Source organism: Microbulbifer maximicatervae (SeqCode) (assembly GCF_052467505.1).
The window spans coordinates 1,083,369-1,100,920 of sequence record NZ_CP174313.1; the positions used below are offsets into that span (position 1 = coordinate 1,083,369).

14 protein-coding genes are annotated in these 17,552 nt (G+C 47.4%); 10 read left to right on the plus strand and 4 right to left on the minus strand.

What is annotated here, in order from left to right:
- Positions 1 to 26 precede the first annotated feature (26 nt).
- Entirely contained in the window at positions 27 to 830 is an 804-nt protein-coding gene (gene phhA / locus ACJJIN_RS04945) for a phenylalanine 4-monooxygenase (RefSeq protein WP_444897121.1), read from the minus strand.
- Between the two features lie 112 nt (positions 831 to 942).
- Between phhA and ACJJIN_RS04950 the strand changes: the two genes are divergently transcribed.
- Positions 943 to 2,454 carry a TyrR/PhhR family helix-turn-helix DNA-binding protein gene (locus ACJJIN_RS04950; protein WP_444897122.1) on the plus strand — a complete coding sequence of 504 codons (1,512 nt, stop codon included), beginning with the start codon at positions 943 to 945 and terminating at the stop codon, positions 2,452 to 2,454.
- A 5-nt stretch (positions 2,455 to 2,459) separates the two neighbouring features.
- Here the strand turns inward: ACJJIN_RS04950 and ACJJIN_RS04955 are convergent, their stop codons facing one another.
- On the minus strand, positions 2,460 to 2,777 hold the full coding sequence (locus tag ACJJIN_RS04955) for an Mpo1-like protein (protein WP_444897123.1): 318 nt from the start codon (positions 2,775 to 2,777) through the stop codon (positions 2,460 to 2,462).
- Positions 2,778 to 2,917: 140 nt separating this feature from the next.
- Here ACJJIN_RS04955 and ACJJIN_RS04960 point away from each other — a divergent pair, with 140 nt between their 5' ends.
- From ACJJIN_RS04960 to ACJJIN_RS04975, 4 genes are all read left to right on the plus strand, one after another.
- Positions 2,918 to 4,141, plus strand: a complete 1,224-nt coding sequence (locus ACJJIN_RS04960; RefSeq protein WP_444897124.1) for a CaiB/BaiF CoA transferase family protein — start codon at positions 2,918 to 2,920, stop codon at positions 4,139 to 4,141.
- Positions 4,142 to 4,206: 65 nt separating this feature from the next.
- Positions 4,207 to 4,572: a VOC family protein gene (locus ACJJIN_RS04965; RefSeq protein ID WP_413665618.1), complete on the plus strand. Its 366-nt coding sequence runs from the start codon at positions 4,207 to 4,209 to the stop codon at positions 4,570 to 4,572.
- Between the two features lie 307 nt (positions 4,573 to 4,879).
- On the plus strand, positions 4,880 to 5,767 hold the full coding sequence (locus ACJJIN_RS04970) for an AraC family transcriptional regulator (protein WP_444897125.1): 888 nt from the start codon (positions 4,880 to 4,882) through the stop codon (positions 5,765 to 5,767).
- A 504-nt stretch (positions 5,768 to 6,271) separates the two neighbouring features.
- The gene (locus tag ACJJIN_RS04975; RefSeq protein ID WP_413665620.1) at positions 6,272 to 6,655 is read left to right on the plus strand and encodes a hypothetical protein; all 384 of its coding nucleotides are present in this window, start codon (positions 6,272 to 6,274) and stop codon (positions 6,653 to 6,655) included.
- A gap of 197 nt (positions 6,656 to 6,852) precedes the next feature.
- On the opposite strand, the gene ACJJIN_RS04980 is transcribed toward ACJJIN_RS04975, so the two are convergent.
- The gene (locus tag ACJJIN_RS04980; protein WP_444897126.1) at positions 6,853 to 7,674 is read right to left on the minus strand and encodes an alpha/beta hydrolase; all 822 of its coding nucleotides are present in this window, start codon (positions 7,672 to 7,674) and stop codon (positions 6,853 to 6,855) included.
- Between the two features lie 558 nt (positions 7,675 to 8,232).
- Here ACJJIN_RS04980 and ACJJIN_RS04985 point away from each other — a divergent pair.
- From ACJJIN_RS04985 to ACJJIN_RS05000, 4 genes are all read left to right on the plus strand, one after another.
- Positions 8,233 to 8,925, plus strand: a complete 693-nt coding sequence (locus ACJJIN_RS04985; protein ID WP_444897127.1) for a TetR/AcrR family transcriptional regulator — start codon at positions 8,233 to 8,235, stop codon at positions 8,923 to 8,925.
- Positions 8,915 to 10,276: an efflux RND transporter periplasmic adaptor subunit gene (locus ACJJIN_RS04990; protein ID WP_444897128.1), complete on the plus strand. Its 1,362-nt coding sequence runs from the start codon at positions 8,915 to 8,917 to the stop codon at positions 10,274 to 10,276. The genes ACJJIN_RS04985 and ACJJIN_RS04990 overlap by 11 nt, the downstream gene beginning before the upstream one ends.
- A complete protein-coding gene (locus tag ACJJIN_RS04995; RefSeq protein ID WP_444897129.1) occupies positions 10,273 to 13,410 on the plus strand; it encodes an efflux RND transporter permease subunit in 3,138 nt (1,045 codons plus the stop codon). The genes ACJJIN_RS04990 and ACJJIN_RS04995 overlap by 4 nt, the downstream gene beginning before the upstream one ends.
- A 601-nt stretch (positions 13,411 to 14,011) precedes the next feature.
- Entirely contained in the window at positions 14,012 to 14,404 is a 393-nt protein-coding gene (locus ACJJIN_RS05000) for a DUF3224 domain-containing protein (RefSeq protein WP_444897130.1), read from the plus strand.
- A 287-nt stretch (positions 14,405 to 14,691) separates the two neighbouring features.
- Here ACJJIN_RS05000 and ACJJIN_RS05005 read toward each other — a convergent pair whose 3' ends face one another.
- Positions 14,692 to 16,809, minus strand: coding sequence for a TonB-dependent siderophore receptor (locus ACJJIN_RS05005; RefSeq protein ID WP_444897131.1), 2,118 nt, complete (start codon positions 16,807 to 16,809; stop codon positions 14,692 to 14,694).
- 222 nt (positions 16,810 to 17,031) lie between these two features.
- On the opposite strand from ACJJIN_RS05005, the gene ACJJIN_RS05010 reads away from it, so the two are divergent.
- Positions 17,032 to 17,532 (plus strand): GNAT family N-acetyltransferase, encoded by a 501-nt coding sequence (locus ACJJIN_RS05010; protein ID WP_444897132.1) that lies wholly within the window; start codon positions 17,032 to 17,034, stop codon positions 17,530 to 17,532.
- Positions 17,533 to 17,552 lie beyond the last annotated feature (20 nt).

Consider the following 17,552-nt stretch of genomic DNA (forward strand, 5'->3'; position numbering starts at 1 on the left):
GTTGGCCGCCCAATCTTGAATGCAGATCAGGCTGCGTCTTTGGGCGGGAAGCGGGGTTCGAATAGTCCCAGCTCAATGGCCTCGCGGACCTTGGCCATCAGGTCAATTTCTGTCAGTTCCTGCAGCTGTTGCAAGCTGTTGAGAACATAGTAAATGGGTTGAACAATATCGATGCGATATGGGGTGCGCAGTGCGGTAACCGCGTCTAAATCGTAGCGCTCTGGTTGGTGACTCAGTGCGTAGAGTGTCTCTTTCGGGGAAGACAGAATGCCGCCACCGTAAATGCGCAAACCATCGTCGGTGTTCAGCAGGCCGAACTCCACTGTAAACCAATAGAGGCGGGCTAAATAGGCGCGCTCTTTAGGCGAGGCTTTAAGGCCCAGTTGTCCGTATTTTTGCGTGAAGTTTGCAAATGCTGGGTTGGTGAGCATGGCGCAGTGGCCAAAAATTTCGTGGAAGATGTCCGGTTCCTGCAGATAATCAAACTCTTCGGGAGTGCGTATAAAGGTAGCAACTGGGAATTTGCGATCCGCTAGAAGACCGAAAAAGGTTTCGAAGCCGATAAGGGCGGGAACCCGGGCGACTTCCCAGCCAGTTTCCCTGCGCAGCACGCTGGAGATTTCCTCGAGCTGGGGGATACGGTCTTTCGGTAGGTCCAACAGCTCCAGGCCGTGCATATATTCATCGCAGGCGCGGCCAGGTAAGACATCCAGTTGGCGTTCAATCAGACGCTGCCAAGTTTGGTGTTCAAGGTCGGTATACTCGATAAAGCCGTCTTCATTGGGCTTACGGGCAACGTACTTGCTTGCCTTCTTTGCTTCTTTCTTCATGAATGTCTCTCCTGCGGCTCGGTAGCTCTCGCTGATTCCCAGTGCCCAGCACCTGCCGCTGAACCTGTTGTTGTTATGTTTCGACCTCTATTTTTAGCCAGGCGTGCCCTTGGTGGGGAGAGGTAGCGGCGAGCTATTGCGCCTTCTGGGGAGTTCAAATTACACTTTCTGTAAACATTTCTTTACAGGTGACGCTGTGCGGGTAGAGATTACTTGTGCAAATCGTGTTGGCATTTTGCACGAAATAATGCAAATTTTCGGAAAATATCGGATAAATGTGACCTCTGGTGAGCTCGGGGGTGACAGTGGAGATAAGGTCTATCTGATAGCGCCCGGGATGCTTGCCACTCAATACCAGACTATCGAGAAGTCCCTGCACCAGGTTCCTGGAGTTAAGCGGGTGCGGAGGATCTCTCTATTGCCTCTGGAGCGACGTCATTTCGAGTTGGACACTTTGCTGAGTCATGTGACTGACCCGGTTCTTAGTGTGGATCGCGAGGGCAGGGTGGTCGCTGCGAATCTGGCAGCCGCAAGGGCTTTCGGTGTGAGCCTGGACAAGGTGCCAGGTCTACAGCTGCAGAGATTCCTGCCGCTTATGCAGGTCGCAGAATTACTGCGGGATTTTGCAGTACCTCGCTACGGACTGCCTCTGGTGGTAAGGGGGCAGAGTTTTCGTGTGGACTGGTCCCCGATCACTCTGGAGGGAAATCCCGGAGCGGTTGACTCACTGGCTGGGGCGGTACTGCGTTTACAGCCTTGGGATAGCAGCGAGTTTGTCACTGAGCTGCCAAGACCGATGGTGTTGTGGGATTTTGATTTGCGTCGAAGGAGTTGCCTCCAGTTACAGGACTTATCTGAACTCAGTGCACCTCTGTTGATACTGGGTGAGCGGGGCACAGGAAAGACAACGTTTGCCTGTGCGGTGCATTACCTCTCCCCGTCGGCCTCAAGGGCTGATTGCTATCGAATTATCCCACGTGACGGCACTATGCAGCTGCCTTCACATCTTCGTCGAACGGGTACTTTGATTCTTGAGGATATACATACTCTCAAAACAGAAGCTCAAGTTGATTTATTGAGAAAACTCCGCAATTTGCCGGCATCGCTGAGATTGGTGGCCACCGCTATTGATAGGGAATCTATTGCGCCGCCACTTGCACAGCTCTTTTCGTCGTTAGCGATGTCCTTGCCCCCGTTGCGAAATATGCGACCGGCTCTGCCGCGCTATGCCAGTACTTTAATGCGCCAGGAGTCTCCAGAGGCAAGTGAGCTCAATTTTGATCGCGAGGTGATGGAGTTGATCAAACTCCACGACTGGCCGGATAACTTCAACGGCCTCAGGGACTATTTAATGGCCGCATCCAGTCAATGCTTGATTAGAGGGGCGGCGTCGATCAGTTGTGCGGATGTGCCGGATTTAATGGTTAAGGCGGAACTTCCCTGGCGGGACTGGAGCCGTGGACTTACCTATAAGGAAATGATGGAGCAGCTGGAGAGGGCGTTGTTGGCGGACATTATCAAAGGTCACTCCTCAACCAGGGAGCTGGCTAAGGAGCTGGGTATTTCTCATACCGCTGTGGCCAACAAATTGCGGAAATACGGCTTGTCGGCCACTAAAAAATAGTTTGTTTAGCGTTCGATTCGCCCGATCAGCATATCTTTAAACATAACAAAGTCTCCGATAAAACTGTAGAACGGATACTTAAAGGTTGCCGGGCGGTTGTTTTCAAAGAAAAAGTGCCCGATCCATGCAAACCCATAGCCCGCGACAGGAGTAACTGCTAGCCACAACATATTGGAAGTTACTACAGCCGCAATTATTGTCGCGAACACCAGACTGGTACCAAAGAAGTGCAGCCGACGACAGGTGAGGTTGCTATGTTCCTGTAAATAGAACGGGTAAAATTCGCGAAAAGATTCAAATTTTTGAGCTTCTATAGCGGCCATGCGGAGCTTCCTTATTTATATTGCGCAGCAAAGTATATGACGAATACCTAACCCGGCCAATCAAAGCGCGGGCGCAAATTATCTGTTAGGCTGCCGCAAAAATATGCGGTTATCCCGCAAGTAAGCGATATGAGGAAGTTATGGCAGGTCCACTCGCACACTTAAAGGTACTCGATTTAAGTCGTATTCTCGCCGGACCCTGGGCTGGGCAGGTATTTGCTGATTTTGGGGCTGAGGTTATTAAAGTAGAGCGCCCGGAGCGAGGGGATGACACTCGCCACTGGGGTCCTCCCTACCTAAAGGATGAGAAGGGAAATGACACTGCTGATGCCGCTTACTACCTAAGTGCCAATCGCGGAAAAAAATCAGTTACCGTAGATATCACTACTGAAGATGGCCAGGCCTTGATCAAGGAGATGGCAGCCCGATGCGATATTCTTCTTGAAAACTACAAAGTAGATGGGCTGAAAAAGTACGGCCTGGATTATGAATCCATCAAGGCGATCAATCCTGGTGTTATCTACTGCTCGATTACAGGGTTTGGGCAAACTGGCCCGTACAAAAATCGAGCAGGCTATGATGCGATGATCCAGGGGATGGGTGGTCTGATGAGTATTACTGGTGTGCCGGAAGGGCAACCGGGTGCGGGCCCGCAAAAGGTGGGGGTGGCCGTAGCGGACCTGATGACGGGGATGTACGCGGTATCTTCTGTATTGGCAGCTGTTGTTCACCGGCAGCATACGGGCGTTGGCCAGCATATCGACCTCGCCTTATTGGATACCCAGGTTTCATGGTTGGCTAACCAAGCCCAAAATTACCTTACCTCTGGTAAAAGCCCTGAGCGACAGGGTACCGGCCATCCCAATATAGTCCCCTACCAGGCAGTCCCTTCAAAAGATGGCTATTTTATGTTGGCAGTGGGTAATGATGACCAGTTTAAACGCTTCTGCGGAATCGCAGGTGTAGAAGAACTGGCAGAAAATCCTGCCTACGGGACTAATTCAGCGCGGGTTATGGCCCGTGAAGAATTGGTGCCGCAGATTGAAGCTGCGACTCGTAAGCACGAATCCGCTTGGTGGCTCCAGCACCTTAGTGATGCTCATGTTCCCTGTGGGCCTATCAATACATTGGAGGAGGTTTTTGCTGATCCTCAAGTACAGGCTCGGGGTATGGTGGTTGAGCAGGATCATCCGGAAGCTGGAAAGGTGAAGACCGTGCGCAACCCTGTAATCTTCTCCGAGTCCGCACTCGAATACACCCAGGCGCCGCCAGTATTGGGTGAGCACACTGAGGAAGTATTGCGAGATTTGCTTGGTAAAAGTGACGAGCAAGTAGAAGAGTTGCGGAACAAGAGTATTGTGTAAGTTATAGATAGATAACTTGCTGATAATCAGGCACAAGGATGTGCCTTGTAACTTAGGGAAAACAGATGGAACTCGACCACGTCAATATTACTGCTCCTATGGAAACCCTAAAGCGGGTACGGGACTTCTATGCCCAGGTTCTCGGTCTGACCGAGGGTGAGAGGCCAAATTTCAAGCGTAATGGATTTTGGCTCTATGGCAATGGTAGGGCTATTTTGCATTTAATAGATGGTGAGGTGAGTGGTGACCAGCCTGAGAAACCCTACCTGGATCACATAGCTTTCCGTACAGATGCGCTTGAGCCGGTTAAGCAGCGTCTTGATGCATTGGGAGTCTCCAATCACCTAATGGATGTGCCCGGACGCAATGTACGGCAATTGGTATTTTTTGATCCAGTAGGGAATAAGGTGGAAGTTAACGCGGTGGTGTAACAACTTCTTGAGAGGTCTAGACATTCCTGCGAAGCAGCGCCTTGACTGTACCGCTCTGCATGCCAGAGGTATCACGAAGTTGTTCAGTGGCTCCTTAAGTTGTTTTATTCCTTTCTGAGGCTTTTGAGTCTCTTAGGTTTAGAAGATTCTTTGTAGAGCATGTTCTTTATAGTCCCTGGATTTAACTTGGCCCCCTGTCAGAGAAGCTATGGCAATCACTTCTGATTGGTCGTTTTCTCTGATTGAAAAGTTGATATGCTTCATGTTTTATTGCAAATGACTAGGTCCATGATAAAGATAATAATTTATGCCAGATAGTGAAGAATCAGTTGTATTTAAAATACAAGGGAAAATGGTAATTGGTCAGCGTAAATTCAGGGCACCGTTAAGTTATCAAGACCGTTTAGTTGATGAGGCAAGACTGGTTTACGTTATCAGTGGCTGTTCAACCCTGGTTTGTGGTGATGAAACCCTCAGCTTGAGTCCAGGTGCTACTGTGCTAATGAAGACAGATAATTTTATTAATCAGTGGCATGAAGATGGAATAAACAATGAAATAAATTTCATCGGTTTTCGGCTAACGTCAGAGCTATTACAGCGACTCTACCCAAGTGGTATGCCTGATGTCTTTGGTAATAATGGCGAAAGTAGGGCTGCTGTTAAGGAGGATAATAAGTCCAATAATCAGCCCCCCTCGGCTGAGCGCCTGCAGGAATCTGTACTGCTCTCCAATTATATGCGTAGCATAATAGACTATATCCAGCAGCCAGAAGTATTCAGTGAGCCACTGGTGATATTAAAGGTTCGAGAATTAGTAGAGCTTATCCCCAGGCTCGATAGCAGTGGAACAGTTGTGAAGATGTTGGGGCAGTTGTTCATCAGGCAACAGCCTAAACTTCAGGAAGTGGTGCAAGCTCACTTATACTCCTCCCTGAAGCTGGCGGATTTAGCTTTTCTATGCCATATGAGCGAGTCAACATTTACTCGTAAATTTAAGCAAGTCTATGGCAGTAGTGCCACGAAATATATTACCTCGAAACGGATGGAGAAAGCACAGCAGCTGATTCTCAATAGCGATCTTAGCCTGACTGAAGTTGCTTTGGAGTGTGGTTTTGATGAGCTTAGTTACTTCTCCCGGGTGTTCAAGCAGCACTATCAAGTAGCCCCTTCCCAAATGCGTAAAAAGGCGATTTGACGGATTTGTACAAATCCTTGACTGGATGTTCCAAGTAAAGTGTTGGCTTACTGCTTAATCTAGTCCTCGTCTTAACAGCGTACTTTTCTCACGATATGTCGTTATATTTAAACCCTCTTGTTACTGAGGGGCTAAAGAATGAATACATGCTCATTGCTGGTGCTAATGGTGATGTTGGTTTTGCGTTTAGCCCGACGAGCATTAGTTATCGTCCTGGTGGTTTGATTAGAACCCTCCTAGGGCGAACTATAGCTGATACCGCTGAAGACTATGAATCAGTCACTTTTCATTACTTGCTGATGTTTGCTGGAAGCCTGAAGGCTAATCACTCTGCCCCCTGTGCAATCAAAAATAGTGAAACTTGATACAGTCAATTAGTAGCACTGCCTTGGTCTGTTATCCGAGCTAAGGGCCTGTTGAGGTCTCGCAGAGATGATAAGGAATTTCTTAGAGATCTTTGAGTTCTCATTCTGTTCATTTAATCAACCAAATGGAATATTTAATATGATTCGTTTCGCACAATTTCTTTCCGGTATATTTGTACTTATATTGGGTTCGGCTGGCTTAGTGACCATGCTTTTCCCTGAAGTTGTTAATGGTCCAGCAGGGTTTGATGCCACAACTAACTACGGTTTCACTAACCTACGTACTCTCGGTGCCCCCACGCTTAGCTTAGCGATCATTACGGCAATTGGTGCCTTTCGCAAAGAGTGGTTGTTAATACTTCCTGCCTCGATGTACTTTCTATTTAATGGTTCTTCGCGGCTTATTTCTGTATTGGTTGAGGGCTACGAGCCAGTAATGCTGACTGGCTTGGTAGTGACATTTACACTATTTATTCTGTCTCAGGTGGCTGTGTACAACTTCCGTCGTGCAGCTTTGACGTAGGTTTAGAAAATGTAGGGTGTTGGCGGTGTTTACTGTAAATGTCACACCGCCTCTCTTTCAGAACGTCGCTGAAATGAGGTTGACGCTATGGTAATTGTGTACTTGATTGATGGTGAGGTAAGTGGTGTGTTGCTCCCGTAGGTTTTGTATTCTATTTCCTGAAACGAAAGCAACCAATTTTAAGTTGAAAAATGTTTCTAGTTTTTAGGGGCTTTGTCTGAAAACAGCTTTCCAAACGCATCGTAAACAGCAAGATGCAGAGTGTCACCATGGTCTAGTTGTTCAAAGTGGCCGAAGTGTATTTTTGTGTTGTTTTTCTTGTTATCTAGCTTGTTGTATAGTGTTCGCGCTAGGCGCTCCATCACTTCCCCCTCTTTTCCAACTCCAATATAGATCTGTTTGTCCTCACAGCAGTCTTTAGGGATGCTTGACAGAAGAGATTCTCCACTCCACCATAAGCTTGGGCTGATAATAATATAGTTGTCGAAAAGGTCCGTATGTTTTAACAGAATTTCTGTAGCTACAAGTCCTCCAAGAGACTGACCTATCAGTGTGGACTTTTCTTTTGTACGGAAATTGCTCGCAATAATGGGTTGAACCTCTTTGTCCAAAAAATCAATAAATTCCTTTGATCCGCCTGATGATGGAAATTCTTTTTGATCTAAAGCTATTTTGGATGGAAATGTATAGTCGCGTTTTCTATCAATATTTTCTATGCCTACAAGAATGGATTCTGGAAGCATATTAATCCATGAGAATGAGCCGAATTGGAGCACTCCCGCTATATGGATAAAGTCTTCGGATAAGGAGCCATCTAAAAGATAGATTACGGGGTAGTTTCTTTCAGGTTCACGATGGTAGCTCTCGGGTAAGTAGACATTTAAGGTGCGCTTTTCCTTTAATATCTTTGACTGAAAACTAATTGAGTCGCCAATTACCAGGGGAGAACTCTTAAGGTCTGTAGCCTTTGCGAAAGTAGCCATAAGAAAAAATGAGATGAGAGCCAAATACTTGACCATAAGTTATATGCCCTTTGAAGGTTAAATTATTCTTGAAATAGATAGGGTCTGTAGAATATTCATATTGAAACGGCCTAATACTAACATTGAGGAGGGTGTTGGTTGTAGTAATGCTTTATTTAAAGCTTAAAATTATTCATCACTCATCATTTATACAGAAAGTCTTGTTGGGATTGGCGTTCGGATATGGAAGAGGATGAGATTGCGACGTTTTTCTTCTGCTCTAGCTGAATGGCTTTCCTGGTTTCGCATTCAGGCCGCTTTAAATAGAAATTTGGATATTTGGCCTGAAAATGTACCAATCTAAGTGGTTGGAATTTTCCCGGTAAGTACTGCTGAATTTAGTAAAGGTGGCCACTTGCAGGAGGTCAATTTTACAACCTATTTTGCTAGCCCCGTCAAACCCTTGATCATTGGCACGTATTGCGTCCCGAGATGCTTAGCTTGTGAATCAGAAATTAACCCGGCACAACCTGACTGGTTGGTCGGATTTCGGGGTTGTTGCATGGGTGTATTTCCTATTTAATTAATCAACTGATTAATTAAGGATAAATGCCTGTGACTGATAATTCATCCACTCGAGGCCGCGGGCGCCCAAAAGATCCTGAGCGTGAATCCCAGGTGCGCGAAGCGCTCATGCACTCAGCCTACTCTCTACTTCGGAATAAGGCCTTCCGTGATATTTCCATTCGGGAGATTGCTCAGGGAGCAGGGGTGAATTCTGCGATGATCAGTTACCACTTTGGCGGCAAGGAGGGGCTAATTATCGAGGTGGTTCGGAGCCAAGTCATGCAGTATGGCCCCGCGTTCGTCAGTGCAGGGCTGGATGGAGGGGAGCCCTCTTTAGAGTTGCTGAAAGAAGCAATGAGTCGAATGATACGCCTATACATCAAGGAGCCCTGGATTCCGCGCCTGATTGCTGATGAAGTGGCTTCCAAATCTGGTCGAATGCGCGAACTCTTTGTTGACAGGTTAGCCTCACAACTGGTGCCAAAGCTGCGCGGGTTGCTGGGAATTCTCCAATCCAGCGGCCAGTTGCGAGAGGACCTGGATATTGACCTGATGCCAGTCTCTTTTATCAGTCTGATTGCCTTTCCCTTCATCGCTGGCGACCCCTTGAAGGAGGGGTTTGGCTTTGCTCTGGGGGAGGAAAACCGGGAGAGATGGATTAACCATACCGTTCAACTCTTACTCCGTGGCGTTTCCAATAAATCTGTGACCAAAGGCGAGGAAGTCGGCAATGGAAATTAAGACTCATATGAAAGCGCTGATGAATCGCCGGCTGGCATTACCAGCTTTGATAGCGGCGGGGGTGTTTATATCTATGGCATTGGTCGTCACTAAAGGTGAGCCTAAACACGATGCTATTGAGGCTCCTATAACGGTGGTAGACGCAATTAAAGTGCAGGAGTTACCGCTGCGAGCTCAAGCCATTGCATATGGTGAGGTGAAACCCAGTACTTTCCTGGAAGCCAATGCAGAAGTCAGTGGTAGGGTGGTGTATACAGCTCCGGAATTGGAGCGGGGAAATATTATCTCTGCCGGTACACTGGTGTTGAAGATCGATGATACCAGCTACCAGCTTGCCCTGGCGCAGGCTGAAAGTGACTTGGCTGCAAATCGCGCTAATTTGCAAGAGCTGGATGTGGAAGAAGCTAATAGTAAACGCTCTTTGGGCATCGCCGAGCGCACTCTCAAATTGGGTGAGAAAGAACTCGCTCGCAAACAAAAGTTAGTTGCTAAGGGAACCGTCTCCCGCTCGACCGTAGATACTGAAGAACAAAATATGCTGCGCTTGCGCCAGGAAGTGCAGAACCAGAGCAGCCAGCTTTCCCTTTTCCCGACCCGCCGCAAAGTGATTGAAGCCCAGATAGCTCGCTCAGAAGCTCAGGTACGAGACAGTAAATACAATCTGGAGCGCACCCAGGTGATCCTGCCATTTAATGCTCGTATTGGCGAAGTTCATGTTGAAGAAAACCAATATGTTGCTGGCAATGCCCGTTTATTTGATGCAAGCGGCCTTGCACAAGTAGAAATTGCAGCAGAGCTTCCTATGGTTCATGTGGCTCCACTTTTGCGCAATTTAAGGCCTGACATAGATTCCAATCCGACTCCTGATGATCTACCCAAGATGCTATTGGGGCTGGAAGCTCGGATCACCCTGGTGGGTGGCCCGGGGAATAGTGAGTGGCAGGGGAGGGTAGTGCGCTTGGGTGGAACCCTGGATAGCACCAGTCGAACACTCTCCGTTGTTGTAGCTGTGGATGACCCCTATGGCAAAGCGGTGACCGGTGAAAAACCACCGCTATTTCGCGGTATGTATGCCCGTGTAGAGTTATTGGCTCCCGCCGCACCAGCACTCGCTATACCCCGCCGCGCCCTCCATGAAGGCAAGGTTTATCTGGTACAAAATGGTCAACTAAGAGTGCGCCCTGTACAGATTGACTACCACCAAGGCGACACCACTGTGATCCGCGAGGGATTGAATCCCGGTGAGCAGGTTATTGTGACTGATGTAATTCCTGCGATTAATGGAATGGCAGTTTCCGTCGTCAGTGATGAGCAATCCGTTGCGGCGAGTGCTAGAGGTACCCAGCAGTGATACGTTATTTTGCCGGTCACCCAACGGCGGCCAATTTATTGATGGTTGCGCTGATGCTAAGCGGGCTTTTTGTTCTGCCCAGCATGAAGCGTGAAACGATGCCGGAAATCGATAAGTTTGAGGTTCAGGTTTCGGTACCTTATGCCGGCGCTGCGGCAGCCGAAGTGGAAGATAGTATTTGTCTTCCCTTGGAGGAGGCCACCGATGGAATCAGCTTTATTGATGAGCGATTGTGTGAGGCAAAAGATAATCTGGGCCTGATGACCCTCAAGATGCAAGAAGCGGGTGATATGGACCAGTTTGTTGCTGATGTGGAGTCCGCAGTAGACAGTATCGATTCGCTTCCTGCAGAAAGCGAGCGCCCGGTGATCGAAGAACTGGGCCGCACTCAGGGGGTGGTTAGTATTGCTATCAGTGCTGACCTTCCTTTGCCCCAATTAAACCAGCTGGCGGAGCACTACCGCCGCGAATTACTCCGCGATCCCGCTATTCCTATTGTGCGCATTTCCGGTTTTTCTGACCACCAGCTTCAGATTGAAGTTTCAGATTATAACTTGCGCCAGTACGGACTCAGCGTGATGGACCTGGCCAATATTATTGACCAGCAAGCGATCGACATGCCCGCCGGCAAGGTATCCACGCCGGATCGAGAATACCAGGTGCGTTTTACCGAAGAGCGCCGCACGGTTGCAGAATTGGAAAACCTGGTGGTGATTAAAGGTGGTGATGGAGCGGAAGTTCGGCTTGGGGATATTGCAAAAATTTACGATGACTTTGAGCTGGCTGAAGACAAAATTACTTTTGACGGTCATCGTGCAGCGCTTCTCAATGTCGAGAAGAATAGTGTGGATGATAGCTTGCGTGTGCTTGAAGCCGTACGGGACTTTGTCGACCGTGAAAATGAAAATCTGCCTGAGGGTATGAAACTCACGCTAACCCAGGACAGCGCCTCTATCGTTGCGGATCGCTTGCAGATGATTATGGCTAACGCCTGGCAGGGCCTGATTTTGGTAGCGCTGGCTCTCTATCTGTTTTTCAGTGGCCGCTACGTCTTTTGGGTGGTCATGGGCTTGCCGGTTTCATTCCTGGGTTCGTTTGCACTGATCACGGCCATGGGCGTGTCCATTAATATGATCAGTCTGGTAGGACTGCTGATTGCCATTGGTATCCTGATGGATGACGCCATTGTGTTATCGGAGAGTATTGCCAGTGAACACCGTGAGGGAAGGTCGCCGTTGGAAGCGGTTATCAATGGCACCAAGCGAGTGGCTCGTGGAGTACTGTCTTCATTCGCAACTACGGTAATGGTGTTTGGAGGACTGGTCTTTATTAAGGGGGATATGGGGCAGGTCCTCAAGGTGCTCCCCATTGTATTGATTTCTGTATTGCTCATTAGTCTGATCGAGGCTTTCCTGATTTTGCCGGCACACTTGCGTCATGCCCTTGAGCATAAAAGTCGCACCCCCGCCTGGAAGCAGGCTTTTGCCAAACGTTTTGATGGTTGGCGAGAAAATATGGGGCGCGCAGCAGATTGGGCTGTTAAATATCGCTATGCCTTTGTCGGGGGTGTATTTGGCTTGTTCCTGGTCACTATTAGTTTGATGACATCGGGGATCGTCAAGTTTCAGGGGTTTCCCACCTTGGAGGGCGATTTATTGCAAGCTCGGATCTTAATGCCTCAAGGTACTTCTTTGGTCGATATGGAGAAATTAGTCGATAAGCAGTTGAAGACGCTGGATCAAGTTGCCTCAGAGTTTTCTGAAAATGAAAGAGCACCTTTGGTAAACCATACGAGTGTCACTTTTGGTGTTAACGGAGATGCCTTTGAATCGGGGCCCCATGTGGCCACAATTAATGTCGATCTGCTTGCCGCTGAAGGCCGCAATACCAGCATGGATGAATTGCGCCATGCTTGGCGTGAGGCCGCCGGCGACACACCAGGGACAATCGCTATTCTTTACAAAGAACCGGCCTTAGGCCCTGCCGGTCGTGCTATCCACTTGCGACTTGCCGGTTTGGAGTTGGATCAGCTAAAGGCAGCGTCCATTCGCTTGCAGAATTGGTTGCGTGGATACGACGGCGTAGTGAATGTGGTGGATGACTTGCGTCCCGGCAAGCCACAACTCACCGTCAAAATGCGTGAAGGCTCCTATGCCTCCGGCCTGGATGCCAGCAATGTCGCCAATCAGTTGCGAGCTGCTTACCAGGGGATGGAGATAGATGAAATTCAATATCGGGGGGAAACCTACGAGATTCAGGTTCGCATGGATGCAAATTCCCGCGGTGCACTGAGCCGTTTCGATGAATTAGTCATTATCCATCCAGCTACCAAGCAACGAGTTCCGCTGATTGCCGTTGCCGATATAGAAATGAATCGGGAGTATGCGCGAATTCAACGTATTGACGGCGAGCGGGTAGTGAGTGTGTTTGCTGATGTCTTCACTGAGAAAGCGAATGCTGGACAGGTACTAGGTGACACCCAGGAGAAGTTCCTGTCTGAGCTTACCCGTGAGTTCCCAGGATTGCGCGTTGATATGCAAGGGGAAATGAAAAATAGTGAGGTTACAGGTAAGTCCATTGGTCGCGCCCTGTTAATAGGTGCCATTGGTATCTACCTTCTCCTATCCATGCAATTCCGCAGCTATGTGGAGCCGTTGATTGTATTGGTGGCTATTCCTTTGGCGCTGATTGGTGTTATCTGGGGGCACCTGATCATGGGGCAGAATATGTCTATGCCAAGCATGATGGGTTTTGTCTCTCTCGCCGGAATTGTGGTCAATGACTCAATATTGTTAGTGGAGTTTGTGAAGCGGCGAGTGCGTGAAGGAATGGATGTGCATAGCGCGGCGAGCCAAGCCAGCCGCGATCGTTTCCGAGCCATCTTCCTTACCTCGCTGACCACAGTTGCAGGCCTGTTGCCACTGTTATTTGAAACCAGTCTGCAGGCACAGGTGTTGGTGCCGCTTGTTACCAGTATTGTATTTGGTATCAGCAGTTCTACTATTCTGATCCTTCTGGTGCTACCGGCGCTCTACGGAATACTGGAGGATTTTGGATTTACTGAACCTCAAGAAGAGAGTGATGGCGAAGACGTATTAGTACCGGCGTCTATGGTAACTGCGCCAAGTAGTTGATCGTTTTATGCGAAGGGAAGCTAGTTTCCTGGGATATGCCTAGCTTATTACACCTAATAATGGTGCTAATAAGTCAGGTAGTCAGTGTTTTGGGCTAATCAATCCACAGATCTACGATCTATCGTTTTGCCAATACTAGTGTAGAAAAAATAATAACTCATAGCCTCCAAAATGGTTTTGGGGGCATCGGCATTTCGGCTTTGCTTCACTGAACTTTTGTAATCCCGCTTTAGCGATTTCTTTAATTTCCTTCTGTGGAATTGACAAGCGTATTTCCACCTGGCCCCAAATAAAAATGAACTATCTTCTCGGGAAGATTAGAAGTGCTAAAAGCCCATGCTGCTTCGGTAGGTTCCAATATTTCTCGCTTAAGTCTCTTAACAGTTTGGTGGACATTAGTAATTTTGAGTGTTAATTGCGCACCTTCATAAATATCTCAGTCCATAGTCACTTACTTTGCCATCTTATGTGTATAAATATACAGTCTTGTATATTAAAATGGAAAACCGATAAGTAGCACTTTAGACTCTCTTAGAGCCTAAGTTGTTACTGGTAAAGCCAGACACGTACTACTTCAATCTAAATTCGCAAAGGAGCAAATATGAAAATTTCAGGAAAGTTCGAGGTTACTGTAAAGCCGATGGATCCGTATGCGAAAGGTAGTGAAGGGAACAGCTTGGGGCGTATGTCAATTAATAAAGTCTTTTACGGTGATCTTTCAGGAGAAAGTCGAGGAGAAATGTTAAGTGCAATGACACCCGTAAAAGGATCTGCGGGGTATGTAGCTATAGAGCAAGTTGCCGGTACTCTAGGTGGTAAGCGAGGCACGTTTGTTTTACAGCACTTTGGGACCATGAAGAAGGGAGAGGACTTCCTTATTTTAGAAGTTGTGCCTGATTCTGGCACTGGAGAACTAGTGGGACTCTCTGGGAAAATGTCTATTCAGATGGATGGTGGAGTTCATTACTACGACCTTGAATACCAACTTGATTAATCGTAGTTTTTGCCTGTATAGCGTCAGGGAAAGATTGTTCGATCGAAATTTATACGGCCTGTGCTCGTCTTGATTGAAGGTGCTACCTCGGATTGAATATTTGCTAATAGAAATTCAATCTGGGGGATCAGTGTCGTTTTCATAATATCTAAGTTTAGAAGAAGGGCTGAACAGGTGGGTAAGTCTGCGGGGATATATTGATGAGTGTATCGCCAAAGAACTTCCTTTCTGTATAGAACAAGATGGTATCGCCAGTGGAAATCCGCTGACGATAAATTGCTGGGTCGCTAAAAGTCATAGGATAGCTGGGCGATTAGCTCTCGTGGTTGGCCGGGAAAATGTCCTTGCCGCTCATTAAAACCGCTCACTGCATACGTTTTATTCAAAAGGTTTTTTACGTTGATACTCAGCTGAATATCATCCCAGCGAGTTGCCCAGCTGGCATCGAGTACAGTGTAGGCCTTTATTTTTTGATCATCGAAGCTTATTTGATCGCTCACATAGTCGGCACCAATAGCAAATGCTGAATCCCATATACTGAGGTCATAGCGGGCCCACAAGCCTGCTTGGTGCTTGGGTGCATTTACGAACTGACCTGAGTCTGACACATTGCGTGAGTCACCCTCAGCGATATACGTATCGTTGTACGCATAATTAGCTGTTATGCTGAGTCTCTGAGTTATGTCACCGACTAAGGTGAACTCGCTTCCACCACTTTGAACCTGCCCGAGGTTGATAATTTCGGCTTCATTCGGGGTCTCATCGGCACTGATATAGGCGGGGTTACTTTGGGCCATATTTGCTTTTTTTATCTGATAGAAGGCTAGAGTGGTCAGGATACGCCCATCCAGCCATTCCTTCTTCACACCAATCTCCACTTGACTGCCAGTACTGGGTTCAAGCTCCTCAGCGCCGCCCTCAAAGTCGTCTGCGCTCACCGGATTAAAGCTCTGGGAGTAATTTGCATAGAGGGATAGTGTATCTACGGGCTTATAAGTGATGCCTGTACGGTAGCTTGCATCATTATCTTTGTAGCTATTGCCGCTTTCTTTTTCAGTTTCGTCGAACTGATCAAGTCGCGCACCTATCATCCAGAACCACTGATTGGTCAATTCCACAGTATCCTGGATATAAATGCTGGTACGGATGCTGGCCGTACCATCCTTATTCATATTGATAAGGTTGTAAGTTGACGGGTCAGTTATCCCGTAGTTGAGTTCGTAGATGTTGAGGTTTGTAACACCGTCTGCTCCAGGGCGCGCTCGCCAATAGTCATATTTTGTATCAACATCATGATAGTCACCACCAAGCAAAATCTGATGATTCATGCCTGAAATATCTGTGTCATACACAAAGTCCAAAGTAAGGCTCAGCTCTTCATTTGCCCGGTACTGATCGCGGTACTCACGGCGGATGGTTCCATCTTCAGCATTGGCCATTCCATCACCATTGATGTCTACCCAACCGCGTGATTCGTGATAAGCCTGCTCCCTTTCATTTTCCATGTAACGCAATGTTGCGTTAAGGTTCAGGCTATCTGTCACCTTATGCTTGACTTTAGTTCGAAGAACCAAGGCTTTTAGGTTTTGATAATCAGATTTTTCGTTGGTGTTGTAGGAAGGATCTACCAGGAATTTGCCGTCATCATTAACGGGTACGCCGCGCAAGCGGTTACCGCCTAGGTTTTGTTCTATGTGCTCGAAGGTGGTCGTCAGGTGAGTGTCTGCTGAGAGGTCAAATAGTAGTCCCCCGGCAAGTTCAATGTTCTCGCTGTTCGCATTATTGCGAAAGCTATCTTGAGATTCATAGAAGCCTCCTAAACGATAGGCGATATTTCCAATTACACCGCCTGTTAGCTCGATAGAAGCTCCTTTTAGCGATTCGCTTCCGGAGGTGACTGTTAATTCACGGCGCTCATCGAAGGTTGGCCTCCTGGAGGTGTAGTTAATCATCCCTCCGGGCTCACCGCCGCCATAGAGGGCGGAGGATGGCCCTTTTAGTACCTCGATGCGCGCTACATTTGATACTTGAGGAACACTAAACCCCGAATAGGGATCGCCGCGGACTCCATCGTAAAAAATATTTTTATTGTCTCGAAATCCCCGAAATGTGACACCGGAATAGCTGAATTGACTAACTCCTGCGATGGAGCGGTACAAGTCAGTGATATCGCGGGCAGCCTGGTCTTCAATAAGCTGTTCATTTAGTACCTGAGCAGACATTGCAATATTCAATAAGTCTGCGTCAGTTTTAGTTCCAACTTGTGTATGAGAGTCCAGATAAAATTGTTGGGCTCTACCAATAACTTCAACTTCTTCTACCGTTTGAGTTACTTCCTGGGCAGACACCAACGCAGCAGGGGCTAGTGAGGCCCATACTGCCAAGTTGAGTTGTTGAGGGTACATATTGATAGAATTCCGTACAAATAGGGTCGATTATAATTGATAATGGCTGAAATTTTTGAGATGTAGTAATAATTGTGAGGCAGTCGTAGGAAGCTAAAAAGCTATTGTGCTGATTGGAGAGTAGGTAGGAAGAGTTGATAGCTGAGAACCCTAGCTTTCAAAAGCATTGATTTTCATTGAAAGGGTGTCAGTAATAGGTTAGGGAATTGATGGTTTGTACGAATGATTGAATTAAGAAACATTGAAAAGAATGATGAAGCACTACTGGTTGAGTACTTAAATGATGAGTCTGTGCTTAAGTATTTGTCATCGAGAATTCCTCACCCTTATACATTGGAAGATGCTGCTTGGTGGGTTGATAAAGGTTGTAAGAAGGAAGGGATTGTAAAGGCAATAGAGTACAGAGGGGCCTTTTGCGGGATTATAAGTATGCGCGAGCAGCTGTTTGAGCATTCTCACTCCGGTGAGGTTGGATATTGGTTTGCGCGAGAATTTTGGGGGAGAGGAATTGCTACTATTGCTTTGACTCAGTTTACTCGTGAGATTTTTTCTTCACAAAATATTGTCAGGCTTTATGCCTCTGTCTTTTCTGGAAATGTCGGATCAATGAAGGTTTTACAGAAGGCGGGGTATAAGCATGAAGGGACTTTAAGCTGCTCAGTAAAAAAAGGGGGTATTTATTTTGATGAGTACATTTTCGCCAAGGTGAATGCCCCATCATAAAATTTCGAGTTATATTCTTA

What these genes read in the sequence shown, in the direction of transcription:
- ACJJIN_RS05005 (WP_444897131.1), bottom strand. Translation starts at nt 16,809, where the DNA reads ATGTACCCTCAACAACTCAACTTGGCAGTATGGGCCTCACTAGCCCCT.
- ACJJIN_RS04970 (WP_444897125.1), top strand. Translation starts at nt 4,880, where the DNA reads ATGCCAGATAGTGAAGAATCAGTTGTATTTAAAATACAAGGGAAAATG.
- ACJJIN_RS04955 (WP_444897123.1), bottom strand. Translation starts at nt 2,777, where the DNA reads ATGGCCGCTATAGAAGCTCAAAAATTTGAATCTTTTCGCGAATTTTAC.
- ACJJIN_RS04975 (WP_413665620.1), top strand. Translation starts at nt 6,272, where the DNA reads ATGATTCGTTTCGCACAATTTCTTTCCGGTATATTTGTACTTATATTG.
- ACJJIN_RS04990 (WP_444897128.1), top strand. Translation starts at nt 8,915, where the DNA reads ATGGAAATTAAGACTCATATGAAAGCGCTGATGAATCGCCGGCTGGCA.
- ACJJIN_RS05000 (WP_444897130.1), top strand. Translation starts at nt 14,012, where the DNA reads ATGAAAATTTCAGGAAAGTTCGAGGTTACTGTAAAGCCGATGGATCCG.
- ACJJIN_RS04965 (WP_413665618.1), top strand. Translation starts at nt 4,207, where the DNA reads ATGGAACTCGACCACGTCAATATTACTGCTCCTATGGAAACCCTAAAG.
- ACJJIN_RS04980 (WP_444897126.1), bottom strand. Translation starts at nt 7,674, where the DNA reads ATGGTCAAGTATTTGGCTCTCATCTCATTTTTTCTTATGGCTACTTTC.
- phhA (WP_444897121.1), bottom strand. Translation starts at nt 830, where the DNA reads ATGAAGAAAGAAGCAAAGAAGGCAAGCAAGTACGTTGCCCGTAAGCCC.
- ACJJIN_RS04960 (WP_444897124.1), top strand. Translation starts at nt 2,918, where the DNA reads ATGGCAGGTCCACTCGCACACTTAAAGGTACTCGATTTAAGTCGTATT.
- ACJJIN_RS05010 (WP_444897132.1), top strand. Translation starts at nt 17,032, where the DNA reads ATGATTGAATTAAGAAACATTGAAAAGAATGATGAAGCACTACTGGTT.